We start from the raw sequence: 24790 nt of genomic DNA, 5'->3' as shown, positions 1-24790 counted from the left end.
TTTTTATTGCTTTTACTGTTTATGGGGCTGCACTTTAAGTCACCTCTGGTATACTGTGCAGATAATTTAATGGGGCTGTCATGATTTCAAAAAACCAACTTAAACTTATTCGCCAGCTTGGCCAAAAAAAGTATCGCAAGCAATTTAATCAATACCTTGTACAAGGCGAAAAAAACGTACTGGAGTTATTAAATAGCCCATTAAAAGTAAACGATGTATTTGCAACGCAAAGCTTTATTGATAATAACCAAAGCGCATACCCTCAAACGCATTTTATTACAGCAGATGAAGAGCAGCTAACAAAGGCCAGTACTTTGGTAAGTAATAATGCGGCTATTGCAATTATTGATATGCCAAGCACCGTATTACCAGATGAAAACAGTTTAATATTAGCCTTAGATGGCGTATCTGATCCTGGGAATTTAGGTACCATCATTCGCGTGGCTGATTGGTACGGTATAAAACATATTGTTGCTAGCACTGACAGTGCCGATCCGTATAACCCAAAAACAATTAGCGCCACAATGGGGTCGTTCGTTCGCGTATCGGTAAGCCAAGTTGAATTGCCTGAATACTTATCTACATTAAACATGCCTATTTATGGTGCATTTTTAGATGGCCAAAGTGTGCATAGCACTAAATTTAGTGGCCAAGGTGTATTGCTTATGGGCAGTGAATCACATGGAATACGCGAGCAGTGTGCAAAATTAGTGAGCAACAAAATAACCATACCGGCTTTTGGCGGTGCAGAGTCGCTTAATGTAGCAATGGCCACGGGTATTATTTTAGATAATTTTAAACGCCAAGCTTAACTTTTTAGCTATTTATGCGTTAAGTTACTTATAGTAAAAAACAATAATAAATCGGTAATAACAATAAAATGCGCTTAAGCACTATTAAATTAGCGGGCTTTAAATCGTTTGTAGAGCCCACTAAAATTCCATTTCCTGACCAAATGACGTGTGTTGTCGGCCCTAATGGCTGTGGCAAATCAAACGTCATTGATGCGGTGCGATGGGTGCTTGGTGAAAGCTCAGCTAAAAATTTACGTGGCGATGCCATGACCGATGTCATTTTTAATGGCTCTACTAACCGCAAGCCCATTTCGCAAGCCTCCGTTGAATTAATATTTGATAATACCCAGGGTAAGTTACCCAATACTTTTGCTGATCGTAACCAAGTGGCTATTAAGCGTTTGGTGACTCGCGATGGCCAGTCATTGTACTTTTTAAACGGCAGTAAATGCCGAAAACGTGATATTACCGACATATTTTTAGGCACGGGCCTTGGGCCGCGAAGCTACGCTATTATTGAACAAGGGATGATCTCACGTTTAATAGAGAGCAAACCGCAAGAGCTACGTGTTTTCTTAGAAGAAGCCGCAGGGGTCTCTAAATACAAAGAGCGTCGCCGCGAAACGCAAACACGCATAAAAAGCACCCGAGAAAACCTAGAGCGACTGCTTGATGTTCGTCAAGAGTTACAAAACCAGCTTGATAAACTGGCGGTACAATCGGTTGAGGCTAAAAAATATCGCGAACTTAAATCCAAAGAGCGCACCTTAAAGGGGCAAATAGCGGTATTAAAATGGCAAAAACTGCATCAACAACAGCTCGATAAAAGTGCGCAAATAAAAAAGCTGGATGACCAAATCAGCTTCTTTAAAACGGCGCATTCAGGCCATGATGATGTGCTGGCAAGCCTTGATGCTCAAGTGCAAGCTCAACAAGATAAACTCGATGATGCACAGCAACAGCAGCACCTTACGCATACCGAATTGACTCGCAGTGAACAGCAGCAGATTAGCATTAAGCAACAAACGCTTTCACTGAAACAAAATTTAGCCAAGTTAGAGCAACAAAAAAACCAAAGTGAAGAAGTCAAAACGCAGCAACAAAGTCTTTGCCAAGAGTTAGATGACAACTTGCAACAGGCTGTAGAGCATAACTTAATGTGTAGCGAGCAGGTTATAGAACTTACCGATGAGGTTAATCGGCTGTTGGAGATTAAAAATACCGACACATCACAGTGGCAATCACTAACAGAAGACTATCAAAAATTAAATAATCAGCAGCTAGCGCATGCAAATGCAGTAAAACATACAGAACAGAAAATCAGTTATGTTAAGCAACAACTAACGCAGCTTGATGATCAAATAGATGAGTTAAAACGCAGTGAGATAGAGCAGCAATTAATTCAGCAACAGCAGCACAGACAAACGCTAACAGAGCAGCTGGCTAACGCGCAAACTGCTCATAGTAGAGGTCAAAGTGCTCAGGCAATACAGCAGCAACAGCTTGATGAAGCTCAGCAGCAATGGCAGCATTTATCTCAGCAAGTTAATGAACTAAAAGCCGGTATAGCAGGGCTAAAAACTACCCTTGGACTTGAAAAAAACAGCGATAAAACTTTAACTTTATTCAAGCAGTTAACTGTTCAGCCTGGTTATGAGTTTTTAGTAGAGCAGGCGCTGTCATCACTTGAGCACATTCATATTTCACCAGGTAAAGCAGAAAATAGCACGTGGCAAATACCCTCACAGTCTGTGGCAAGCAATAGTATTGCTGCCTTTATTAGCGCTGGTATCTACCCAGAGTTATTAAACCATATTGCTTATGATGCCGAGGGTGAAGCTCACCATCTTAACGATGCCAGTTATATTGCAGTGATGGACAAGCAAGGAGCGTTACATGGTCGAAATTGGCATCTTAGTGGCGAAAAAAATGCAGAAAACTCCTTATTATTAATGCACAAAAAGCTCAAACAGCAAGAAACCTTACTTGAGCAACAACAACAGGCATTGACGGACGCACACTCCACACTTGAAGAACATCAAGCGCAGGCTGCATTAATAACCGAGCAGCAAAACGAGCGCAAAGACACTATTCATCAATTAGCACAACAACTTGCTGTAGCAACAACGCGTGGTGAAATGCTCAAAGCGCAAGCTGATCAACATCAGCAACAGGTGACGAAATTACAACAACAACGTCAGCCACTGCTAGAACAACAGCAGCAGTTAAGCGAATTGTTGGGCGAAGAGCTTGATAAAAATGAACAGCTTGCAGAGCAGTTAGAGGCCTTAGCTGTAGAGCTTAACCAAGCCGATAGCACACGAATAAATAGTGATGAACGTTACAAACAAGTTTTGAATAATGCTGAACAATATAGAACGCAAGCACATCAGGCAGACCTTAATGAGCAAAAAGTGCGTAGTGAGTGGCAGCTCAGTCAAACCAAGTTGAACCATGCCGAACAAGCATTAACAATGGCTGTAGAAGGAACGCAAGAGCTAATAGAGCAAATTGAGGCGTTACTTATTCCTGAGCAAGAGCTTGCACTAACTATTGAACAATTATTAGTACAGCACCAACAAGGCGAACAAACCCTTGTGGATATTCAACAGCAGTTAGCTCAAGCAAAACAAGAATTACAAACCAAACAAGCGAGTTTAAAAACGTCACAAACTGAGCTGGTGGCATTACAAGAGCAACACCAGAAGCTGAGCATTGAAGAGCAAAGCCTATTAATAAAAGCGCAAGCGGTACTTGAGCCACTTAGCGAGCTTAATCAAAATTTAAAACAGGTTTTAGCAGAGCTTCCTGCAGAGTTGTCATTAAACGCAGCGCAAAATCAACTTGCTGGAGTCAGTAATCAGCTAGAGCAATTAGGAGCCGTTAACCTTGCAGCCATTGATGAATTTGAACAAGCTAAGCAAAGAAGTGATTATTTAAATAATCAGCTGGATGATTTAACCCAGGCATTGACAGCTTTAGAAGGCGCTATTCATAAAATAGATCGTGAAACTAAAACGCGCTTTAAGTCTACCTTTGATCAAGTGAATCACGATTTTGGCCAGCTTTTTCCAAAAGTATTTGGCGGCGGCAGTGCTTACTTAGAATTAACCAGTGACGATTTACTCGAAAGTGGTGTTAGTATAATGGCAAGACCTCCGGGTAAAAAAAATTCGACAATTCATTTGTTAAGTGGTGGAGAAAAAGCGCTGAGCGCATTATCATTGGTGTTTTCTATATTCAGGCTCAATCCAGCTCCATTCTGTATGCTGGACGAGGTAGATGCCCCATTAGATGATGCCAATGTGGTCCGTTTTTGCCGATTGGTTGAAGAAATGTCACAATCTGTGCAGTTTATTTATATAAGCCATAATAAAATTGCAATGGAAATGGCGGGTAGATTAACGGGTGTAACCATGGCAGAGCCAGGCGTGTCGCGCATGGTTGCTGTAGATATTGAACAAGCGGTGCAACTTGCACATGCATAATTTTATAGTCATTTGCTAGTTGTTTTGGGTAAAATGATGGCAGTTAGGCATATTAATAATAAAAGGTGAGGGGATGGCCGAAGAATTAAGATGGGTTTTAATTGTGATCAGTGTGTTTGTCATTGGTGGCTTATTAATACACGGTTTGTGGTCAGTAAGAAAAAAAGAGAATGCTGAACTCCCTGCAAGCGAGCGAGTTGAACCTGTTCAAGAACAGCAGCCTTCATCTGTGCATACTGAGCCACAAGAGCCAACGTTAGCGCAACGAGAAGAGCCACAAATGAGTGAGTTAAACTTCAGTGCTGATGAGCCACAAATAGATGTTAGCCCAGCTGATACAGCTATTGAAGATGACCTTGAAGTGGTAACCGAAGAGGCTGTTGATACACAACAAGACGCCCCTAAAGATGTTTCAGACTTTGTGATTGTGCATATTCAAATGCCAGAAGGACTGACCATGCAAGGCAGTAAATTACTGCCAGCAGTTAACACGCTAGGTTTTAAATATTCAGAAGAAGGCTTTTTTAATCGCCATCTAGACCCTGCAGGCCAAGGGCCGGTGTTATTTAGACTGGTAAATATGTATAACCCTGGCACGTTCGATATTGATAATATGGAACAGTTTAGTACCGCAGGCGTGAGCTTATTTATGACTCTACCATGTGATGGCGATGGCCTTGCTGCGTTTAATATGCTGCACAGCGCCGCTAAGAAGCTAGCAGATGAATTTGGAGCTGAAATCTTGGATGCTGAGCGAAACGAAATGACGGTAGAGCGTATTCGTCAATATGTTGAGCAGGTTCGCGCATTTTCTGCGTAATATACGCATAAGTTAAATTTTGTAAGCCACTGGGCGTTCACTCGTCAAAGTGGCTTTTTTTATGTTTTTGAGGTCTACATGGCAAGCAGCATTAGTGAGCAAATTAATCATCTTCGTACCACGCTTGAGCAACACAATTATAGTTATTATGTGCTTGATACACCCAGCATACCCGATGCCGAATATGATCGCTTATTACGTACTTTGAGCGAATTAGAAACCCAGCACCCTGAGTTTTTAACCTCCGATTCACCTACTCAAAAAGTAGGTGGGGCGGCGCTTGCCAAGTTTGAGCAAGTAGCACACCAAGTGCCTATGTTGTCGCTTGATAACGCTTTTGGTGAAGACGAATTCAATGGTTTTAATCGTCGTATTAAAGAGCGTTTAATGAGCACTGAAGAGCTTACATTTTGCTGTGAGCCTAAACTGGATGGCTTAGCGGTATCGATTATTTATCGCGATGGGGTATTAGTGCAAGCAGCGACTCGTGGCGATGGTTTTACTGGCGAAAATATTACCCAAAATGTAAAAACAATTCGCAATGTGCCATTAAAGTTACGCGGTGATGATTACCCGCGTGAGCTTGAAGTGCGCGGTGAAGTGTTTATGGATAGCGCGGGCTTTGAAAAATTAAATGCCGAAGCAGAAAAGCGCGGTGACAAAGTTTTTGTAAACCCACGTAATGCGGCAGCGGGCAGTTTACGCCAGCTAGACTCAAAAATTACCGCAAAACGGCCATTGATGTTTTATGCCTACAGCACCGGATTAGTTGCCGATGGCACCTTACCTGAAGATCACTACCAGCAACTTGCTAAGCTTACCGATTGGGGATTACCACTGTGTCCAGAAACCAAATTAGTTGAGGGCCCAAAGGCTGCGCTTGCCTATTACAATGATATTTTAACGCGTCGTAGCGAGCTAAAGTACGAAATAGATGGCGTGGTAATAAAGGTAAATAAAAAAGCCTTACAAGAGCGCTTAGGCTTTGTAGCTCGCGCACCGCGGTGGGCAATCGCTTATAAATTTCCGGCGCAAGAAGAAATAACGCAATTATTAGATGTTGAATTTCAAGTAGGGCGCACAGGGGCAATTACTCCCGTAGCACGACTAGAGCCGGTATTTGTTGGGGGTGTTACGGTATCAAATGCAACGCTGCATAATGCCGACGAAATAGCTCGTTTAGGCGTTAAAGTGGGCGATACTGTCATTATTCGCCGCGCAGGGGATGTTATCCCGCAAATTACTCAAGTGGTACTTGAGCAACGCCCAAGCGATGCAAAAGAAATTGTCTTTCCAACTATGTGCCCCATTTGTGACTCGCATATTGAACGGGTTGAAGGTGAAGCCGTTGCACGTTGTACCGGTGGTTTAGTATGCCAAGCACAGCGTAAACAAGCAATTAAGCATTTTGCATCGCGTAAGGCATTAGATATTGACGGCTTGGGCGACAAAATTGTTGATCAATTAGTTGACCGAGAGCTGATCAAAACCCCGGCTGATTTATTTATTTTAAAGCAGGGACATTTTGAATCACTTGAACGAATGGGGCCTAAATCAGCTAAAAATTTAGTTGCCGCGCTTGATGATGCAAAAACGACTACCTTAGCAAAGTTTTTATATTCACTGGGTATCCGTGAAGTCGGTGAGGCAACCGCGCAAAACTTAGCTAATCATTTTTTAACGCTTGAAAACGTAATCGATGCCAGCATTGAACAGCTGATTGAAGTAAGCGATGTAGGTGAAATAGTGGCAAAGCACGTGCGTGGCTTTTTTACTGAAGAGCATAATTTAACCGTGGTGAACGAATTAATAGCCCAAGACATTAACTGGCCACAGTTAACAGCGCCATCAGAGCAAGAACAACCGCTAGCGGGTTTAACTTATGTGCTAACTGGGACGCTTAATACGCTTAATCGCAATGATGCGAAAGCGCGCCTACAACAATTAGGTGCCAAGGTATCTGGCAGTGTTTCAGCCAAAACGGATGCGCTAGTGGCGGGCGAAAAAGCCGGCTCTAAACTAACTAAAGCGCAAGAACTCGGTATAGAAATACTGACAGAGGATGATTTAATTACTTTGTTAGAGACTCATAATGGCTAGTTTTACAAATATACTTAATACCTTGTTAATTGACCTAGGCCAGTGGCTACAAGGCTATTTACCGCATTTATCATTGCTTTTGATGGTGTGCTTAGTGTCGCTTTATGCGGATGACATTTTAAAGTTAACCAAAGGCGTCGTAGCTAGGCGCCACTTTATTATTAGGGTGGCGTGTTTTGTGTTGATAACTGCGTTTGGCTTTGGCTTGTTAGTGGTGTGGTTAAGCCCACTGCTAACTAAAGCTTTACTGTTTTTTGGCACTAAGTGGTTAGCGCTTACCTTATTAGTGGCATTTTTTATTTTGGGCACTATTGCCGATAGGAAAAACCAGTTGTGAGTCGATATGGACCTGAATACTGGGATAAATATGGAAGCTATCGTACACCATTCGCATTCCACTTGAGTATTTTAGTGTTACTGCGGGCCTATTTTATTTGGGTGATTGCCGCGTTGAGTCGTCGACCTGAGCTTGATTTAATGTCATTGTTTTTTAAGTCAAAAGATGATTTTTTTATTGCTATAGCGATCGGTGCTGTAGCGATTGTACCCACTATTTTATTTTGTTTACGCAGACCAAGAGACTCGCATCAAGCAACACAACGCTTGGCGCGTATTTGGCGGTATATGCGTTGGCCGCTGATTGCGTGTGCATTAATTGATTTGTCGTGGTTAAGTATTCAGGCAGCCCATAGCCATTATCGCTTCTCATTGTTTTTAGCTGTGCAAATGGTGATTGTATTATGGGTGTTGTGGTATTTGGCAAAAAGTCGTTACTTAAGTGTTTTCTTTAGTGATTGGCCCGAGCCGACAGAAAAAGCAACTGATAAAAAGTAAGAGGGCTTATGCACAGTATCAATAAAAAAATAGCACAAGTAATTGCTTTAATAGGGCTCATTATTATAGCGAGTGGCTATTTTTTTTCTTTAGGCGAATTCCTTTGGTTTAAAGCTGCCTTAGTAATGTGGGTTGTGGTGTTTTGTTCGTGTTGTTACCGATTAACGCCGTTGTTTAAAATGCGCAATCCGCTGCGTAATTTTATTCAACGCGATGCGCAGCACTTATTTGTTTTTAGTTTAACAGGGCTGTTTGATAAAAAAAATGGCCCGCATTGGTTAGTCATCAGTAATATTGAGTCGATAGAAATAAGAAACGATGAACTAATAGTGCACAGTAATAATGACCGGCAATTAAGCGTGAGCATTCCTGGCAGTCAAGCCCAATTGCATGCCTATGTAAGCCGTATACTTACAGCAACAGAAAAGCACACTATAGTCTTTAGATAGCGTTGATCGTGGGATTAGCCACAGGCGTACTAGACTACAAGTAAATGATTGCTAGTTAAATTAATAACGTAATGAGGTTGTTATGTTGAAGTGGAACGATATTGTTAATTTTGCCAACCATGGTAATCCAACACCGGTTCGAAAAGTGGTTAAAACAGATCAGCAATGGCGCGAACTGTTAAACGAAGAGCAATATTATGTGACCCGTAAAAAGGGAACTGAACGACCAAATAGTTCGAGTAGTTGTACCTTGTTAGAGCCAGGTAAGTATGTGTGTGTTTGTTGTGACAATTTACTATTTGATGCAGATGAAAAGTTTGATAGTGGCACCGGCTGGCCTTCATTTACGCAACCGGCAACTGAGGAAGCGATTGGTTATGTCATGGATAATAGTCATGGCATGGAGCGAGTTGAAGTTGTTTGTAATGTGTGTGATGCGCATTTAGGGCATATTTTCCCTGATGGGCCACTTCCTACTGGTTTACGCTACTGTGTAAACGCACTGGCAATGAAAAAGCTCTAGGGCCTGTTGACCTTTCAAGATTAAATTTACAGCGGCCTGTTTGGGATTTAGGCAATGCAGCGCCTATGTGGTGTGGTTACTCACCATAAATAGGCGATAACGTAGCATTAATGCCAAACAGGCTCTAACTAATCTCTAGTTTCATTTCTTTAGCAATCTGAAGTAGTTTATCGAACCGCTCTGATTGCTCTTCTGCTAAGGGGGATTTTTTTAATAGTTTAAAGCACTTTTGGGCCAACAGACTATTGAAAGAGTCACCATGTTTTTTTGACTTATCCACTAAACATTGCAATAAATTAAGCGCAATACTTGGATTGTGTGGCATGACTCTAAATGCTTGGCTGAATGCCTCTAAGGCAACATTTAATTGGCCGCGCTCAAACTGCTTAACAGCATGATTATTGAGCTCTTTCGGCCCCATTTTAATATCACGTCTTTCACTTTGCTGTTGCTGTATATAACGCAAGTAAGTAGCATCGCTTCTACTTGGGTGACGTTCGCAATGATCAATTATTTGACTAAATAGCGCTTGCGCCTTTTGGTGAAAACCTAATTCATGCAGTGCTTTTGCTTTGTCTAGGGCACCATCTACTGAACGTATTTGAGTATCGCTGTCATCAAGTTGCTCAATGAGCTGTTTCGCTTTTTTATGTTCATCTTTTAAATAATAAAGGCGTGCATTGAGCACATCGATTTGAGTTTGCGCATTACTGGTTGGGAATTGTGTTTTTAACTCATTAATATATTTATTTGTTTGACGAGAGATCCTGTTTATTTGGTCGGTTTGATCTGTGGTCAATGCAAAATCAATCCCAGCACGAGCAGCATTTAAATAAATGTCTGGGCTATCATGCATAGAGTACTTAGCATAAGTGGCAATATCTTTTTGAGTTAAGTAGCTGGTTTCATAATCTCTATTAATGAGCGATACGCTGTTCAGTGATTTTTGACGGTCTATATTACGTGGAGCAATGTGTGCCGCTTGGCTTAAAAAGTCTTGGGCTAAATCAAATTGGTTTAGTTTTATTTCTAAACGCCCTAATAAGTCTAAGGCTATAAGACGCGTTTCATTTCGTTCAAGCATTGTTTTAAGCATGCGTTGAGCTAAAATATGCTCATTGTTAGCAATTAAGGCTTCTACCAATCCTACTTTTGCCCATGCAAACTTTTGCATATTCAAAACTGACTTAAAAAAATCTTTCGCTTCTTGGTTTTGTTTTAGCGCCAGTAAAATATTGCCTTTTAATCTAAGTAGAATAGGGCTGTATTTATTACTTTTATCGAGTTGGGCATTAATTTGTTTCAATGCTTTAGACTGGTTATCGTCATCAATTAAAGTGTATATAGCTTTTAAGTCGCTTTTACGTTTGAGAATACGCTCTATGCGCACTCTTAACTCTTGTACAGAGAAGGGTTTTACTAAAAAGTCATCGGGTTGAAGTTCTAATACACTGTGAACTAACTCTCCGCTCGTTTCCGCAGATGTAAAAATAAACCCAGTAGAGTGTTTTATTAATGCTTTAGCGCGTAATTCTTCATAAAGCTGGTAGCCATCTTGGCGTTTGCTTAGATTAAAAGAGCAAATTACCAAGTCAAATTCTTCATGTAAGCATTGTTCTTTTGCCGCTAGAGCATGATCTGCAAAACGCATATGTCCAAAGCCAATTTTTTCGAGCGACTGTTTCATGTAGCTTTGAGCAAGTGGCTGCTCTTCTACAATCAGTATTTTTGCTTCATTGAAAATATTTTTAGACATTGGCTTAAGCGTAATTGAATTTAACACAGACTATAATCAACAGTTTAGACGCTTACAAGGTAATTTAAAGATTCGCCTCGAAGATGAGAGCTTATTAAGCAAATTAATTCTAAAGGTTTATATTTTTATCTTAAAAGAGCTAAAAACCCATTTAAAGTAAATGAATAGCACGCGTAATAAAGTAAGTTTAAACAAAATGATTTTGGAGATAATAAAACTCGGAAGATAGATTTTTGGTATGTGATTGGAATACTGATTTTTTGAAACCGAAGAATTACTTGGTAACGAATTTCTAAATGGTAATTAATACTGAACCTGAACTAAAAGAGTTGAGGATAATGAATACTAAAAATGGAAGGTGGTACTGGAGGATTTAGATTTTTGTAATATGCACCATTCAAAGAATGGTGGGTCGTACTGGACTTGAACCAGTGACCCTCGCCTTGTAAGGGCGATGCTCTCCCAACTGAGCTAACGACCCATATTACAAATTTACACATGACTATTAACATAACAATAGATTTATATGTGGTGGGTGATACTGGACTTGAACCAGTGACCCTCGCCTTGTAAGGGCGATGCTCTCCCAACTGAGCTAATCACCCACATATAAATTAAAACGCTACTATTAAAATAAATAGTACTGGACTTTAACCAGTGAACCTCGCCGTTATTTGTAAATAACGATGACACTCTATTATTTCTAACTGAGCTAATTACCCATATAGAACTTAGATACGACACATTAGAATGTGGTGGGTGATACTGGACTTGAACCAGTGACCCTCGCCTTGTAAGGGCGATGCTCTCCCAACTGAGCTAATCACCCGCATCTAAATAACACCACATTGCTGCGTTGTTGTGGGGCGCTATTATAGATAGACTTGTAAATGTGTCAACACTTGAATGATAAAAATGTGCTGAATGAAGCTTTTATAATCAATGCAATGCAAATAGTGTTCACTTTATCAACAAGGTAACATAAAACGAACAATAAGCATGCATGGCTGGGCGCTAATGTAACTACATTCATATTCACTTGATAGGGCTCTGTTGCTTTTTAAGGATGAAAATTAATTCAATTTAGTGGTAATTGATTTACCGAGCCAGGGTTGCAACCAAGAAATCAAAGTTAAACTTTCTAGTTCAGATCATCCTGCCTATATTATTCAATTGTTTAAACCACTCAAATTAGCAAGTTGTTTATCGCTTAGCATAGTTAAGCTTTACAATTAGCATTTAATAAAATCCAGCTAGGTTATGATGGAAGTAGGCCCGTTTTAGGCAAAAAGCGGTGGTAACTCAATTTGCATATAAATGTATACCTTTTGAGTCCGATCTGAATAGGTACTTTTAGTATTATAAAGTCGTTATTCTCAACTCAAACGCAAATGTGGCACACTTAACGTAACTCATGGTTACTTAATACTATGAAAATCTACTTTTTAGCATGTATGATAGCCAGTTTGTTGAAAATTAAACCATTTAAATAATGTCGCACAAAAAACTGTTGACTTTATTTTGGGGGGTGCATAGAATGCGCCCCGCACTAAGCGATACACGACGTGGTTATCACCGAGCGTATTGAATAAGTTGGGGCTATAGCTCAGCTGGGAGAGCGCTTCGCTGGCAGCGAAGAGGTCTGCGGTTCGATCCCGCATAGCTCCACCAATTTTTAGTGTTTGTCCTAGGGTAGCAGTTTTCTGTGTCCCCATCGTCTAGAGGCCTAGGACACCGCCCTTTCACGGCGGTAACAGGGGTTCGAATCCCCTTGGGGACGCCACTTAACTTTTAGTTAAAGGCGGTTTTACCGAGAAAATAGCGTAACACATAAAGCTCGAGTCTTTATTTGTACTATTACGCCATTACCTTAAAGCTCAGGATGTGAGTTTAACTAATCAATTGTCCTAGTGACACTTTTTAGTGTCCCCATCGTCTAGAGGCCTAGGACACCGCCCTTTCACGGCGGTAACAGGGGTTCGAATCCCCTTGGGGACGCCACTTACTATTATATAGTAGGGTAGTGTTATTAAAGCTCGTCTGAATCGAGTCTAAACTTTCAGTTGTCCTAGTGACACTTTTTAGTGTCCCCATCGTCTAGAGGCCTAGGACACCGCCCTTTCACGGCGGTAACAGGGGTTCGAATCCCCTTGGGGACGCCACTTACTATTATATAGTAGGGTAGTGTTATTAAAGCTCGTCTGAATCGAGTCTAAACTTTCAGTTGTCCTAGTGACACTTTTTAGTGTCCCCATCGTCTAGAGGCCTAGGACACCGCCCTTTCACGGCGGTAACAGGGGTTCGAATCCCCTTGGGGACGCCACTTATTTTTTCTAAAATAGGGTAGTGTTATTAAAGCTCGTCTGAATCGAGTCTAAACTTTCAGTTGTCCTAGTGACACTTTTTAGTGTCCCCATCGTCTAGAGGCCTAGGACACCGCCCTTTCACGGCGGTAACAGGGGTTCGAATCCCCTTGGGGACGCCACTTACTATTATATAGTAGGGTAGTGTTATTAAAGCTCGTCTGAATCGAGTCTAAACTTTCAGTTGTCCTAGTGACACTTTTTAGTGTCCCCATCGTCTAGAGGCCTAGGACACCGCCCTTTCACGGCGGTAACAGGGGTTCGAATCCCCTTGGGGACGCCACTTACTTATTTCTAATAGTGAAGTGCAGTGTTATTAAGTAACTCGTCTGAATCGAGTCTAAACTTTCAGTTGTCCTAGTGACACAGAAAATGTTTCTGAGAAGATAATGCCATTCGCCTCACAGGCTCGGCTCATCTTACGCAGAAATAGCAAATCAGTGATTTGCAAACCAATTTCTGCGTCCCCATCGTCTAGAGGCCTAGGACACCGCCCTTTCACGGCGGTAACAGGGGTTCGAATCCCCTTGGGGACGCCACTTACTTTTTCTAAAGTAGGTATGTGTTATTAAGATAAAAAACTTTCTGTTCAAGTACTTCCTACGTTCGTCTATAAAATACCTCTCTAAATTAAATATTTAGGTCTATCAAAGCCTAGAGTCACGATATTCACTCAAGTATTGTTCAACCTCAAAAGACTTAATTAAAAGTATCTGTGTTTTTTATTCAGGGCTTATAAATATTCTACTTGTTAATCTACATAAAACTTCCAAAAAATGAGGAGGATTTATGGCAAGTGGATGGGCGCGAGATGGCGCAATTCAAGATCAAATAGATGCAAGTGTTAATGATGCAGTGCAATACGCAAGAAGTAACCTAATTTCAGGAGCGAGCGCTGAGCTTTGTGATGAGTGTGACGAGAGAATACCACAAGCAAGAAGGTTAGCATTACCAGGCGTGCGCTACTGTATTTCATGCCAAGCGGAATTAGAAGGGCTACCAAGTAATGCTAACGCGTTTAATCGCCGTGGCAGTAAAGATAGTCAATTACGATAAAGGTGCTCAAGGCACCTTTTTTTATGGGTAAAATACTACCCGTGATTATTTATGATTTTTTCTGAATAAGTTCAATTGCATATCCATCAGGGTCTTTAACAAATGCAATTTCCGTTTTGCCACCTTTTACTGGACCTGGTTCACGACTAACGTTACCGCCAGCTGCTTTGATATCCTCACAGGCCTTATAAATATCATCAAATTCAATCGCTATATGGCCATAGGCATTACCTAAATCGTAGCTGTCAGTATCCCAGTTATAGGTCAGTTCAAGTACTGTTGTATCAGTTTCATCACCGTAGCCGACGAAGGCAAGGGTATAGCGATACTCTTCATTATCTGCACGACGTAACTCTTTCATACCTAGCACATTAGTGTAAAAGGCAATTGATTTATCTAGATCAGCAACCCGTAACATAGTATGTAGTAAACGCATTTAAATTTACCTCAATTTATTCTTTGAAATCTGTAAAGTACGATTATAAGCAATTCCTAATCATAAAACTGTATTACGCGATATTTTTACTTCTCAACTTTACCTTTAAGGACATATATTTCGCCATCAAAACTGCCCTGAATCGTTAACCCTTGTCCTGCAAGCTCCTTCAGATAGTCTATATGCTCTTGTGTAATATGTTGCCCCGGAACCAAAAGCGGAATTCCTGGCGGGTAGGGCGTAACTAAACCGGCGCAAATGCGGTTGTTACTTTTGCTAATAGGTACCGATTCGCGCTCGCCATAAAAAGCTTCGCTTGGAATACAGGCTAAGTCTATAGCTGGTAAATTCTCCGGTAAGCGAGAACGTCGTGTCGATGTGGCTAGTTTTACCTTGCCACTATCGAGTTTTTTTAACGCATTGTATAAGCGAATGATCTTCGAGCGCGTGCCGCCAAGAGTCAGTAACACCAAAATAGTACTGTGGGTGTATTTTTCTATTTCTAAGCCAATTTCATCCAGCAGATACTTATGAATATCTTTTAATGAATAGGGTAATTCGCTAATGTCGATAAGAATTTTTAGCGGGTCGTGGCCCATGTTATCATCACTAAAGTGCGGGAATATTTCCGTAAACTCTTGTTTACCAAGCACTTTAATCTGCTTTAGTGATGCCATCTGTTGCTTAAATTCGTCTACATGATTTAACAAGGCATTGAGTAACTTATAGCCTTCCATCTCCAATTGTTTTTGGCACACATCAAGAGAAGCGATAAGCTGATATTTCGGCGATGTACTGGCATAAATACTGTAAATCTCGCGAAAGAAGTCAGCATCAAAATCAGGATCGTTTACATGGATATACGATGCCTGAGAAAACGCCGATACCACTTTATGCGCTGAATGAGTAACATAATCAGCGCCAGCATGAATCGCAGAATAATACCGTAAACTTGGATGAAATAGCGAGTAAGCAAACCACGCTTCGTCGATAAACACCTTAATACCATGTTGATGAGCAAACTCGACTACCTGTTTAAGGTCACTCAGTAGGCCATCGTAAGTACAACCGGTAAGAACCAGCAATTTCGCATCGCTGTTCTGCTCAATTGTTTGTTTTATATCAGCCAATGACGGTGGCGCAAAAATCCCATATTTAGGGTTTAAAATACTCGACAAGTAAATGGGTAAACTGGCTGATTGCAAAATGCCATAGTGCACAGATTTATGGCAATTACGGTCAATAATCACTTTATCGCCTTTGCGAAGCAGTGTCTGCAAGATGATTTTATTTGAAGTGGATGACCCATTAGTGACGAAGTAAGTGTGCTTCACCTCAAACGTAGCGGCAGCTGACTCTTGGGCACGGCCAATGGTATTGGTGCTATCTGATAATGAGCCTAACGAATCGACTGACACCGACAAGTCACCCACAAACACATTACGGCCATAAAACTGATAAAAATCTTTAATATAGGGAGAATTTCTAAAGCTTGAACCACCGCTGTGCCCAGGTGTGTGCCATGAATCGTTCGACTCGCCAACATAACGGCGGTACGCTGTCCAAAAAGGCGTTTCTGAGCGATCATCAAAGTCATTGATCATATAACCTAAAATTGCTTCAGGGTCTGAGATTACTTCATCTTTAAAGAAGAATGACTCAATCTCCTCCGACTCATTAACAATTTCTAGCCCCTCTGTGTCGTCTCCAATAACATACACAGGTAATTCAAGACGGATCCCCTTTAGCTGCTCTATAAAACGACTATAAGTGCGTTCACCAACCTTATTTTGCACATCCCAACTAAGTACAACGGCCTGAATATCACCATCTTCCTTTACACCCTCCAGTGCTTGTTCAAGTTCAAGGTACTCAATAATATCGATATGAATATCGTTTCGCTCAAAATTAGGGATAACTTTTGACAGATTCGTCGAAAGTTCTTTTAAGGTGCTAGGGTCTTGCTCAATCAGTAATATACGAAGTAAGGGTAACATAGAGGGTCGCACTATAATTTTATTATGCTCAGTAGCATAACTAATGAATTAAGACTTGTGAAATTAATACTTTGGAAATGTTCCAATAATTACGGCAAATCACGAATAAACAGATTTTATTTGAATTGATTTACAAGGTATGAAAAATGAAAGGTGCCAAAGTTAGACACCTACTTTGAATAAACAAAAAAGTAACACTGGAATACGAATTAATCATTGAGCTTATTCTTATAAGCCTGATAATTGAGGTTTATTATTAACAATCGTGCTAAATGAACGTTTTTTATTTACGGATCTATTCTACTTTATCTTTAAACTCTTTAGGCACTACTTTTTCGAGCTTCTTTTCTACTTCAATAAGGTTCTTACCCATAGCAAACTTATCAAGGTTTGAGTCGGCCAGCCGAAAGATAATAAAAGTAGATGCAAAAGGTAATACCTATAGGATGCTTTTATTAACTTCCTGACTGTTACTATCGACATAGCATTATTTACCCTAATTAAACAGCTAACAGTCAGCTAACAGCCTCAATAGTTTTAGTTTTTTAAAACAATGTTTTGGCCTACTAAGTGCATTTTTTAAAAATCCATTCTAAAGGCCCGTGTTTAAAATACTTGAGCCAAAACACACTGGAAATTATGCTAATTATGCAAAAAACCAATGCGGAAAATATTGACAAGTCTATGGTTTGATTAACGAGTAAGCCAGTTGCCTCAAGAATTCCCATGCCAATAATGACATGTGCTACATACAGAGTTAACGTTAACTGCCCAGTTTTGCTTAGCCACTCAATTAACCGGTTGGTAGGAAATACACTTGCTAGTTTTAGAGAAACCAGCAAAACAAGAACGGCAGAGCTTGCAGCTGAAAACATATATTGTGGCAACGGCGGTATTATTGACGTGGTTAACAAAAACTCAATTTCATCTTTTGACATGCCAATAGACGGGTCATCTCCTGCCCACATTCTCAGCATATAGAAGCTTGCTTCTACAATAAGTAAAATACTTAAAGACCATGTAAACAAAGACTTCCTTACATTAGTATTGGATAAATCTTGTTTACCCAACCATATGCCAAATAGCAAGAAACCACACCATGGTAAAACTGGGTGATAACCATTAAAGAAAAGGTGTCTAATCACTCCTTCAGTTGTCCAAAAACCAGAATAACTAAGCTCAAGCCAATCCCATCCTTTTTCGTAATCAAAGAATAGCCACATTAATGGAAATGCAAAAACAAAACCGATAGATGCACTGAGCAGTTTCTTGCTGCTAAGAGTAAATAATAATGCAGCTATCAAAAAATAGAATGCATAGAATTTCAAGATGTCGGCTTCCCAAATAGGTGTAAAAGCCAAGCCAATCAAAAGTAGTAAAACAGACCTTTTTATCAAAGAGGTTCTTACTTGCTTGATGTGTTCAAGTGATCCACTGGTAACACATTTTTTAGTTAAAAACGCAATACCTATACCCGCTAATATAACAAACAAAGCCGAAGCCCGACCTTCGAATAGAGCCGCAAACTCTATTAATTGTGGTGTGCCATTATCGGCGTTCATGGCTAACTTAAAGTTGACAATAACCATACCAAAGAGCGCTAACGCTCTTGCAAAGTCAATACCGATTAGTCTATTCACTCTCTTGCTCCACAGAATTCATTTTTAACTTTTGAGACATTGCTGTATCATAATGGAACTTAATAGATGATACAAGGCTGTCTCATAAAATGGATGCAAGAACAAATAATTCGAGAAAAAAAATTATTCAATCGGGGTTAAAACTGTTTATTCAAAATGAGGATTCAACGCTAGTTGACGTGGCTAAAAGGGCTGAAGTTGGTAGAGCAACGGTGTACCGCCAATTTAAGCATAAGGAAGCGCTTCAAGAAGAGATTGCGTTATATTGTTTAGACCGCTTTGACGAAGTAAATATGTCCGTTGAAAATAAAGCTAAAGACTCATTGGATGCTATTAGGCTTGTATTCGAAAATACTTTGCCGTTATACGAGGAATTCGCTTTTTTGCAAAAGTTCGAGAAGATGTTTCAGAAAAGTGAAAAGCTTCAAGTTCGTATGCAACAGCAAGATAACGAGATACGAGAATTGATAAAACTTGCGAAAGATGAGGGGTTATTAAGTAAGCACTTCTGTGTTGATTGGGTTTTTTATTTTTTTGAAGGTTTATTGTACGCAGGTTACAAGATGAGTCATCTAGATAATTACAGTTCAGGTAAGGCAGCACATTTAGCTTTTTTATCGTTCAAGAGTGGGGTTGCTTCATAACCCCCTGCAAGAATATAGATGTAACATTAATTTACTGAAGACAGTTACTACGCCAGCATAACCCCTGAGCCATTCAACGAGCACACTTAGCTGCTAAAAGAAGTGAGTGAATCGTTATAAGTTTACTAGGCACATCTTGTGGTTAATTTATTTAAAAGATCAGTTTGCTACCTATCAGTTCTTTTTTTGGGGGGAAATCGACACAACTTAAGCCAGCTATGTCGCAACTTGACACTGGGTAAGCCAAAGCTAACGTCCGCTTTCGTACCTTAACAGGTGGGAGCTATTCAGTCTTATCTTTAAACTCACATAAATCTTCAATAATACAGCTGCCACATTTGGGCTTTCGTGCAGTACACACGTAGCGGCCATGTAAAATGAGCCTGTCGTGTACAATCACTTTGAACTATTTTGGGGTCACTTTTTTACATTGATTGTCGGCACAACTAAAAGATAGTGCTGATAAATGAGAGATATAGTTAGTTGGATTAGACCTAAGTTTATATCAAAGAGTGCTTCATTCTAGTCATCTCACAATTACTTATTAACTATATTGAAATATATATCATCAATAGTTGTGTAGCGGTTTATATAGAGTATTGAAAAGGCTAAATAATAATGACCTACAGGAAGTAATAAAAAACAATTTTAATAAATAATACGTTCGAATAGGCCCATTTGGTCGTCAACGCGCGCCTAAATGGCTAAATTGCCCAACCTAACTATAAAACGATAATCAATGTTAAAAACCAAAAAAAGGTAAGAAATAACTTTGAATATTTATAACTTTAAGGAAACACATTATGTCTAGTTTAACCGCTGCTCGTTTAGTGGGCGTATTATGGCTAATTTCATCATTCTCATACATGACGGCTAGTTCACTCATTGCGGAGTTGGTTAGTTCACCGGACTACCTTGAGCAACTTTTTGCTAATAAGCTTACGGTAACCACGGCAGTGCTATTAGAGTTCATAAATTCAGCGGCTGTTGTGGGGATGGCAATAATTATTTACCCCATTATCAAACAATATAGTGAGCGTATTGCAGTTTGCTATGTAGCATTTAGGCTTGTTGAAGCAGTTATGTTACTAATAGGTGCTGTCGCTCTATTGTCAATGATGAGGATAAGTAAGGAGCTCGTTGAAACGACCGTTAGTAATGTTGATTACTTGCACACTATGGCGACTGTTCTTAGAGCTGAGCGCTATTATGACTTTCAAATGGGCATGATCCCTTTGGCAATATGTGGCTTTGTTCTATGCGCAAACTTTTATCAATACCGACTTGTACCGCGTGGATTTTCGGTGTTAGGAATGATTGGCTATTTTGCTTTATTGCTAAAAATACTTTTTGGTTTTTTTGGGATGAATTTGGGCGGACAATGGTTATACCTTCCAGGGGCTTTATTTGAGTTGTTACTACCATTTTGGTTATTTGTTAAAGGCTTTAATTTAGAAAATAGTCCGAAAAAATAGTATATTTTCAATTTAATTAAGGTGGGTATTATTTTTTCCTATGGACCCAACATTAGTAGATAAAGAAATTAGGAGAGCACAGAAGTTATTTATCGAAATAAAAGTACTTAACTTCACCTATTATTTATTACGAATTAGCTTAGCTAATGACACAAATAATTACTGGAGAGGCTAGTGAGTATAAATCTACTTAGTTGACAATAGGTAGTGTTAGTTAGAGTTTAGATTTATAATTAAAAGAAATTATAAATCTTTTATCTTAGGTAAGTTCGATGGTTAACCTTTTACCGACAATATTATATTCTAGCATGATAGGAATGACACTTATTGCTTTGCTTGATGTTCTTAAAAGGCCAAAGCAAAAGCAAAATGTTTTTCTGAAAGGTTTACTGTTGTTATTAATGGTGCATTTAGCGGGGGAGCTATTTATTCATTCTGGCGCATATATTTATGCTCCGGGTATAGCAGGTCTTCAGTTTCCGCTTCGTGTATTACTTGGGCCTGCTCTATATTATTATGCACATGCCTCTATGTCAGCTGATAAAGTCGCCAATAAAAGCCTTAAAACATTAGCGCTCTCTGGTCCTATTATTGTTTTATTAGGTATGGTCCCTTTTATATTTATGATCACTCCAGCAGAGAAGCTCGCGCTGGCCACTCCTTCAACGAGAGATCCTGACCTTTGGAAAATTGCAGTATTTACCTGTTTATTCACTACGTCAGTTTTTATTTTTTATACGCTTTTTTATTTAGTGGCAGCCTTAAAGCTTCATAACGTTCATCGTCGACAATTGATGGAGCGCTTTTCTGAAATAGAGCATAGTTCATTGGTGTGGTTTAGGCCCATATTGTTTATATGGGGGGCTACATGGTTATTGTATGCCATTGAGTTTTCACTCGGTGCCTTGGGTATACACTGGTATGGCTCTGGTGTTGTGCTGCCAATATTGGAGGTTATAGCTTTGGCTATTTTTATCCATAAGGCTTTAAGCCAAAAAGTTCTTACTGACTCTGAAAAAGGGATACCTCACACTAGTCAGCCGTCTCAAAGTCAAACAAGAGCTGCATTACTTAGTACTGAAAAAATGCAATTTATAGCGTCAAAGCTTGAACATGCAATGAAAAAAGATAAGCTGTTTTTGCAAGATGACTTATCGCTAAAAAATCTATCTGAATGCATATCTGAAACTGAAAACCATATTTCAGAAACACTCTCTCAATTTTTAAACACCAAATTTTTTCAATTTATTAATGGTTTTCGAGTCGAAGAAGCCAAAAAGGCTTTAGATAATAGTGATAAATTAATTACGAATATTGCCTTCGATGCCGGATTTAATTCAAAATCGACATTCAATACTGCGTTTAAAAAATTAGTGGGTTATAGTCCATCTGCGTACCGAAAATTGAAGCGTGAAAATAAGCAAAATATGTCTAGAGTGAATGAATCTAAAGTTTAAAGTAGAAAACAAAGATTATTCTGTCTCAGCTTTATACTCACACAAGTTTTCAATGATGCACGCACCACATATAGGTTTACAGGCTACACAAGCATAACGACCGTGCAGAATAAGCCAATGATGAACGTCCACTTTTAATTCGGCAGGGACTATTTTTAACAGCATTTGCACAAAATAGACATTTTACCAGTGGCCAATTTTGAACGGTTCGATATTCTAAATATATGGATATCCACGGCTATAGTAGGCCAGCCAAAAGGTGGCTATGTAGATGGTTGAAATTCTTACTTGTACTTAAATCTAACCGATTTATAACAAATTCGGTATAAGAAGTTTATAGCAATTGAAATATTAAACCTTAATGAATTAAAGATAAAAAAGTTTCGACTAAAAAACAGGATTGCTAACCCTAACTGTATTCATCACTGATGATGAGCTGATACAATTTTAGTGAAACATATAATATGAGTTATTTTAGGATGAATTAACCCTCATGACAGAGAGTAAAACGATAAAATTTGACGAAATAAAATATGTTGTCACTAAAGATAATCAATCAGTGACTTTAAATCCGTTAAGTTTTAAATTACTGTTCACGCTGGCACAAACACCAGAACTCGTTGTATCAAATAAAACGCTCATGACAAGTGTTTGGCCTAACACTGTTATTAGTCCTGACACTTTAAAACAGCGAGTATTTGTTTTACGAAAGTCACTAGAGCAATCAACAATAAAAGGCCTTTCAATTCAAACGGTAAGGGGGGAAGGGTACCGATTACTAATTGAGCGAGAGGTCATGCCAATCGATCAAACGTTTGTTCCTGAACCGACACCCAACGTACACACAGATAAAATTCCTCGGTTAAACAAAAAAGTGTTCGGTATAACGTTTGTGGCGCTGTTAATGACAATAATCATATTAATATACGTGACTCAATCAACGAATAATGACAAAGCGACAAGTAACAATCGGATTGCGCTATGGAGTAATACCCCCCTTAATGAAATGCCTGAGAATGCGTTAAGTATTTATCAAACATGGAATGATTTGCTTAGCCAAGCAAATGAAGAACAGCGTCTTCAACTCATATTATCAAAGCAACGAAAAGAGTTAGTCTTACCATTACAAGCAAGAAAAGATCGGCTTGCATTAATTAGTTATTTTGAAGTGATAGAAGTAAACAACAACACGACAATAAAGCTAAGCATAGTAGAGCCAACTACCGCAACAATATTACGGACTAGTTCGTTTTCTATGTCATCAACGTCATCGTTACTTCAAGCATTACAATCACAATTGAATGGCATTGAATCGTTAATGTCATCTGGGAAATTGTATTTAAATAAACAGCAACGTGAATATGCTAAAGACCCTATCTGGTCAGTGTTAAAGGCGCTTGCTAACCCAGCATAACCATTCATAACCTTTATTAACTCGCGCTTTTTTAACAACTCATGCTCAATGAAAAAAAAGGAGCATGATATGAAAATACCATTATTTATTTTACTGGCATGTATTATTAATATGCCAAAATCTACAGCAAAAAATCACGATGAAGTTCAGCACTATAATAAACAAAGCTATGAATGGCAGTTAACAAAACTGCTCACTAGCTTGAATGAAGTTACTGGAGTTCCCGGGTTTTCAGTGGCTGTGGTGTATAAAGATAAACTTGTTGCGTCTGTTGCCACTGGTTTTTCTGATATAAAAAATGAACTACCCGCCAAGCCTAATACCACGTTCAGGTTAGCCAGTGTGTCAAAAGTTATAGGCGCCACCATGTTAGCTGAATTAGTCAATAATGATCAGCTAAACCCTGATGTCAGCATTGGACAGTATTATCCTGAACTCAATAAAAAATATCACAGCATCACAGTAAGGCAATTACTATCACATACTTCGGGAATGCCACATTATCAAATAAAAGATTATGATATTTATGACGCACATTTCGATACAGCTGTTGAGGCAGTTAATACACTCAAGGATCGAGACTTATTATCTCGCCCCGGTACTAAATATCTTTATTCTACACATGGCTATACGTTAGCTGGCGCTTTATACGAGAAAATAACCAAACAACCATTAACAGTGAGTGTTGAAAATTTTATTACCCGTTGGTCAGGCAACGAAACACCAGCGATAGAGAATATCAACGACCTTCATGAACGCAGTTCAAGGCTTTATGAACTAAGTAAAATGGGGGGAAGTGAAATTGCGTTTGGCGAAAAGTCGTATAGCGTTTTTGGTGCAGGGCTTTATGCATCGGCAAGTGATTTAGCCTTTTTTGGGGGAGAAGTCTTAAAAAAAGCAAAGACTCAAAAACCTTACCAGCAACTACTGTTTACGCCAACAACAACTCAAGACGGAAACCCCGTAACAAGTCGAAACTTTGACGTTGGTTTTGGTTGGCGTATAGCTAAAGATTTACATGGGCGTAAAGTTTATCATCATGCTGGAGCTACACCAGGAGCTCGCTCAATGCTAGCAATATATCCCGAGCATGATTTAAGTATTGCCTTTTTATCCAATAGTAGCTGGATTTCCTCAATTGATAAATTAGTGTTTGCGTTAGCAGGCCTTTATATTGATAGCGTCAAGCCTAAAACATTAACTAGCATTGAATATCACATTAATAATAACGGTACGAGCCTAACAGGTACGGCAAGCTGCCAAGAAAACAAATGCCTGTTAACGGATAGCATGACTGATTACTCGCGTTGGTTAAACACATTTAACGTAAACAAAGCCGCCATTAAACAATGGCCCGTCTTTTTCTATAGCACTGAACAAGGTCAGCGACTATTGATGGTAAATAAAGTGGGTATTACTGAGTTTGACGATAAGGGTACCCACTTTGAAGTTAATACGGGTAAAGATCAAACTTACTCAATTGAATTGATTAACCAAAAATTAGATTAATCAATTCAACTGTTTAAATTATTTATTCAAAGGAA

General features: G+C 39.4%; 18 protein-coding genes, 11 tRNA genes and 3 pseudogenes. 22 read left to right on the top strand and 10 right to left on the bottom strand.

The features are described 5' to 3' along the window. Positions 1 to 80 precede the first annotated feature (80 nt). From FLM54_RS09895 to msrB, 8 genes are all read left to right on the top strand, one after another. A complete protein-coding gene (locus FLM54_RS09895) occupies positions 81 to 812 on the top strand; it encodes an RNA methyltransferase (RefSeq protein ID WP_055013314.1) in 732 nt (243 codons plus the stop codon). Between the two features lie 68 nt (positions 813 to 880). Next, positions 881 to 4282 carry a chromosome segregation SMC family protein gene (locus tag FLM54_RS09890; RefSeq protein ID WP_178956288.1) on the top strand — a complete coding sequence of 1134 codons (3402 nt, stop codon included), beginning with the start codon at positions 881 to 883 and terminating at the stop codon, positions 4280 to 4282. 73 nt (positions 4283 to 4355) lie between these two features. Further along, on the top strand, positions 4356 to 5102 hold the full coding sequence (gene zipA, locus FLM54_RS09885; RefSeq protein WP_054202488.1) for a cell division protein ZipA: 747 nt from the start codon (positions 4356 to 4358) through the stop codon (positions 5100 to 5102). 78 nt (positions 5103 to 5180) lie between these two features. Further along, the gene (gene ligA / locus FLM54_RS09880; RefSeq protein ID WP_178956287.1) at positions 5181 to 7202 is read left to right on the top strand and encodes an NAD-dependent DNA ligase LigA; all 2022 of its coding nucleotides are present in this window, start codon (positions 5181 to 5183) and stop codon (positions 7200 to 7202) included. Continuing rightward, complete coding sequence (locus FLM54_RS09875; RefSeq protein WP_008115215.1) at positions 7195 to 7539, top strand: DUF3392 family protein; 345 nt, start codon at positions 7195 to 7197, stop codon at positions 7537 to 7539. Before ligA ends, FLM54_RS09875 begins: the two co-directional genes overlap by 8 nt. Further along, positions 7536 to 8036, top strand: coding sequence for a DUF2919 domain-containing protein (locus FLM54_RS09870; RefSeq protein WP_010388389.1), 501 nt, complete (start codon positions 7536 to 7538; stop codon positions 8034 to 8036). The genes FLM54_RS09875 and FLM54_RS09870 overlap by 4 nt, the downstream gene beginning before the upstream one ends. An 8-nt stretch (positions 8037 to 8044) precedes the next feature. Then, positions 8045 to 8485, top strand: coding sequence for a hypothetical protein (locus FLM54_RS09865; RefSeq protein ID WP_138596182.1), 441 nt, complete (start codon positions 8045 to 8047; stop codon positions 8483 to 8485). An 82-nt stretch (positions 8486 to 8567) separates the two neighbouring features. After that, the gene (gene msrB / locus FLM54_RS09860; protein WP_008115220.1) at positions 8568 to 9008 is read left to right on the top strand and encodes a peptide-methionine (R)-S-oxide reductase MsrB; all 441 of its coding nucleotides are present in this window, start codon (positions 8568 to 8570) and stop codon (positions 9006 to 9008) included. A gap of 124 nt (positions 9009 to 9132) precedes the next feature. Here msrB and FLM54_RS09855 read toward each other — a convergent pair whose 3' ends face one another. From FLM54_RS09855 to FLM54_RS09840, 4 genes are all read right to left on the bottom strand, one after another. Continuing rightward, positions 9133 to 10764, bottom strand: coding sequence for a response regulator (locus tag FLM54_RS09855; protein WP_054202497.1), 1632 nt, complete (start codon positions 10762 to 10764; stop codon positions 9133 to 9135). 405 nt (positions 10765 to 11169) lie between these two features. Beyond that, positions 11170 to 11245: transfer RNA gene (locus FLM54_RS09850), tRNA-Val, on the bottom strand. 48 nt (positions 11246 to 11293) lie between these two features. Further along, a tRNA-Val gene (locus tag FLM54_RS09845) sits at positions 11294 to 11369 on the bottom strand. Positions 11370 to 11517: 148 nt separating this feature from the next. Then, positions 11518 to 11593: transfer RNA gene (locus FLM54_RS09840), tRNA-Val, on the bottom strand. A 766-nt stretch (positions 11594 to 12359) separates the two neighbouring features. On the opposite strand from FLM54_RS09840, the gene FLM54_RS09835 reads away from it, so the two are divergent. The 9 genes from FLM54_RS09835 (at position 12360) to FLM54_RS09795 (ending at position 14183) form a co-directional block, all read left to right on the top strand. Further along, a tRNA-Ala gene (locus FLM54_RS09835) sits at positions 12360 to 12435 on the top strand. Positions 12436 to 12471: 36 nt separating this feature from the next. Further along, positions 12472 to 12547 (top strand) — tRNA-Glu (locus FLM54_RS09830). 142 nt (positions 12548 to 12689) lie between these two features. Then, positions 12690 to 12765, top strand: a tRNA-Glu gene (locus FLM54_RS09825). Positions 12766 to 12850: 85 nt separating this feature from the next. After that, a tRNA-Glu gene (locus tag FLM54_RS09820) sits at positions 12851 to 12926 on the top strand. An 85-nt stretch (positions 12927 to 13011) separates the two neighbouring features. Then, positions 13012 to 13087, top strand: a tRNA-Glu gene (locus tag FLM54_RS09815). A gap of 86 nt (positions 13088 to 13173) precedes the next feature. Next, positions 13174 to 13249, top strand: a tRNA-Glu gene (locus FLM54_RS09810). A gap of 85 nt (positions 13250 to 13334) precedes the next feature. Further along, positions 13335 to 13410, top strand: a tRNA-Glu gene (locus FLM54_RS09805). A gap of 180 nt (positions 13411 to 13590) precedes the next feature. Then, positions 13591 to 13666 (top strand) — tRNA-Glu (locus FLM54_RS09800). Between the two features lie 250 nt (positions 13667 to 13916). Continuing rightward, positions 13917 to 14183, top strand: a complete 267-nt coding sequence (locus FLM54_RS09795; RefSeq protein WP_055013360.1) for a DksA/TraR family C4-type zinc finger protein — start codon at positions 13917 to 13919, stop codon at positions 14181 to 14183. 49 nt (positions 14184 to 14232) lie between these two features. Here the strand turns inward: FLM54_RS09795 and gloA are convergent, their stop codons facing one another. The 4 genes and pseudogenes from gloA to FLM54_RS09780 all read right to left on the bottom strand — a co-directional run bounded on the left by gloA (position 14233) and on the right by FLM54_RS09780 (position 18256). Next, a complete protein-coding gene (gene gloA, locus FLM54_RS09790; protein ID WP_138608757.1) occupies positions 14233 to 14619 on the bottom strand; it encodes a lactoylglutathione lyase in 387 nt (128 codons plus the stop codon). Between the two features lie 86 nt (positions 14620 to 14705). Continuing rightward, on the bottom strand, positions 14706 to 16616 hold the full coding sequence (locus FLM54_RS09785) for an aminotransferase class V-fold PLP-dependent enzyme (protein WP_178956286.1): 1911 nt from the start codon (positions 16614 to 16616) through the stop codon (positions 14706 to 14708). A gap of 310 nt (positions 16617 to 16926) precedes the next feature. Then, positions 16927 to 17010: pseudogene (locus tag FLM54_RS18870) on the bottom strand (endonuclease III); the annotation flags it as partial. A gap of 172 nt (positions 17011 to 17182) precedes the next feature. Next, positions 17183 to 18256 (bottom strand): DUF418 domain-containing protein, encoded by a 1074-nt coding sequence (locus FLM54_RS09780; RefSeq protein WP_178956285.1) that lies wholly within the window; start codon positions 18254 to 18256, stop codon positions 17183 to 17185. An 89-nt stretch (positions 18257 to 18345) separates the two neighbouring features. On the opposite strand from FLM54_RS09780, the gene FLM54_RS09775 reads away from it, so the two are divergent. Further along, positions 18346 to 18900, top strand: coding sequence for a TetR/AcrR family transcriptional regulator (locus FLM54_RS09775; RefSeq protein WP_138569935.1), 555 nt, complete (start codon positions 18346 to 18348; stop codon positions 18898 to 18900). Between the two features lie 283 nt (positions 18901 to 19183). Here FLM54_RS09775 and FLM54_RS18940 read toward each other — a convergent pair. Beyond that, positions 19184 to 19306 (bottom strand): annotated as a pseudogene (locus FLM54_RS18940) (endonuclease III); the annotation flags it as partial. 397 nt (positions 19307 to 19703) lie between these two features. Between FLM54_RS18940 and FLM54_RS09765 the strand changes: the two are divergent. Continuing rightward, the gene (locus tag FLM54_RS09765; RefSeq protein ID WP_138608749.1) at positions 19704 to 20375 is read left to right on the top strand and encodes a DUF4386 domain-containing protein; all 672 of its coding nucleotides are present in this window, start codon (positions 19704 to 19706) and stop codon (positions 20373 to 20375) included. A gap of 272 nt (positions 20376 to 20647) precedes the next feature. Next, positions 20648 to 21832, top strand: coding sequence for an AraC family transcriptional regulator (locus tag FLM54_RS09760; RefSeq protein ID WP_178956284.1), 1185 nt, complete (start codon positions 20648 to 20650; stop codon positions 21830 to 21832). Between the two features lie 15 nt (positions 21833 to 21847). Here the strand turns inward: FLM54_RS09760 and FLM54_RS18860 are convergent. Then, a pseudogene (locus tag FLM54_RS18860) lies at positions 21848 to 22089 on the bottom strand (endonuclease III); the annotation flags it as partial. Between the two features lie 236 nt (positions 22090 to 22325). Here FLM54_RS18860 and FLM54_RS09755 point away from each other — a divergent pair. Both FLM54_RS09755 and FLM54_RS09750 read left to right on the top strand, forming a co-directional pair. Next, positions 22326 to 23246 carry a transcriptional regulator gene (locus FLM54_RS09755; protein WP_178956283.1) on the top strand — a complete coding sequence of 307 codons (921 nt, stop codon included), beginning with the start codon at positions 22326 to 22328 and terminating at the stop codon, positions 23244 to 23246. A gap of 69 nt (positions 23247 to 23315) precedes the next feature. Further along, a complete protein-coding gene (locus FLM54_RS09750; protein ID WP_178956282.1) occupies positions 23316 to 24755 on the top strand; it encodes a serine hydrolase domain-containing protein in 1440 nt (479 codons plus the stop codon). Positions 24756 to 24790 lie beyond the last annotated feature (35 nt).

The sequence above is a fragment of the Pseudoalteromonas sp. Scap25 genome (assembly GCF_013394125.1).
Taxonomy (GTDB): domain Bacteria; phylum Pseudomonadota; class Gammaproteobacteria; order Enterobacterales; family Alteromonadaceae; genus Pseudoalteromonas.
This window is presented reverse-complemented; position numbering and strand designations above follow the sequence as displayed.

What these genes read in the sequence shown, in the direction of transcription:
- FLM54_RS09895 (WP_055013314.1), top strand. Translation starts at nt 81, where the DNA reads ATGATTTCAAAAAACCAACTTAAACTTATTCGCCAGCTTGGCCAAAAA.
- FLM54_RS09890 (WP_178956288.1), top strand. Translation starts at nt 881, where the DNA reads ATGCGCTTAAGCACTATTAAATTAGCGGGCTTTAAATCGTTTGTAGAG.
- zipA (WP_054202488.1), top strand. Translation starts at nt 4,356, where the DNA reads ATGGCCGAAGAATTAAGATGGGTTTTAATTGTGATCAGTGTGTTTGTC.
- ligA (WP_178956287.1), top strand. Translation starts at nt 5,181, where the DNA reads ATGGCAAGCAGCATTAGTGAGCAAATTAATCATCTTCGTACCACGCTT.
- FLM54_RS09875 (WP_008115215.1), top strand. Translation starts at nt 7,195, where the DNA reads ATGGCTAGTTTTACAAATATACTTAATACCTTGTTAATTGACCTAGGC.
- FLM54_RS09865 (WP_138596182.1), top strand. Translation starts at nt 8,045, where the DNA reads ATGCACAGTATCAATAAAAAAATAGCACAAGTAATTGCTTTAATAGGG.
- msrB (WP_008115220.1), top strand. Translation starts at nt 8,568, where the DNA reads ATGTTGAAGTGGAACGATATTGTTAATTTTGCCAACCATGGTAATCCA.
- FLM54_RS09855 (WP_054202497.1), bottom strand. Translation starts at nt 10,764, where the DNA reads ATGTCTAAAAATATTTTCAATGAAGCAAAAATACTGATTGTAGAAGAG.
- FLM54_RS09795 (WP_055013360.1), top strand. Translation starts at nt 13,917, where the DNA reads ATGGCAAGTGGATGGGCGCGAGATGGCGCAATTCAAGATCAAATAGAT.
- gloA (WP_138608757.1), bottom strand. Translation starts at nt 14,619, where the DNA reads ATGCGTTTACTACATACTATGTTACGGGTTGCTGATCTAGATAAATCA.
- FLM54_RS09785 (WP_178956286.1), bottom strand. Translation starts at nt 16,616, where the DNA reads ATGTTACCCTTACTTCGTATATTACTGATTGAGCAAGACCCTAGCACC.
- FLM54_RS09775 (WP_138569935.1), top strand. Translation starts at nt 18,346, where the DNA reads ATGGATGCAAGAACAAATAATTCGAGAAAAAAAATTATTCAATCGGGG.
- FLM54_RS09765 (WP_138608749.1), top strand. Translation starts at nt 19,704, where the DNA reads ATGTCTAGTTTAACCGCTGCTCGTTTAGTGGGCGTATTATGGCTAATT.
- FLM54_RS09760 (WP_178956284.1), top strand. Translation starts at nt 20,648, where the DNA reads ATGGTTAACCTTTTACCGACAATATTATATTCTAGCATGATAGGAATG.
- FLM54_RS09755 (WP_178956283.1), top strand. Translation starts at nt 22,326, where the DNA reads ATGACAGAGAGTAAAACGATAAAATTTGACGAAATAAAATATGTTGTC.
- FLM54_RS09750 (WP_178956282.1), top strand. Translation starts at nt 23,316, where the DNA reads ATGAAAATACCATTATTTATTTTACTGGCATGTATTATTAATATGCCA.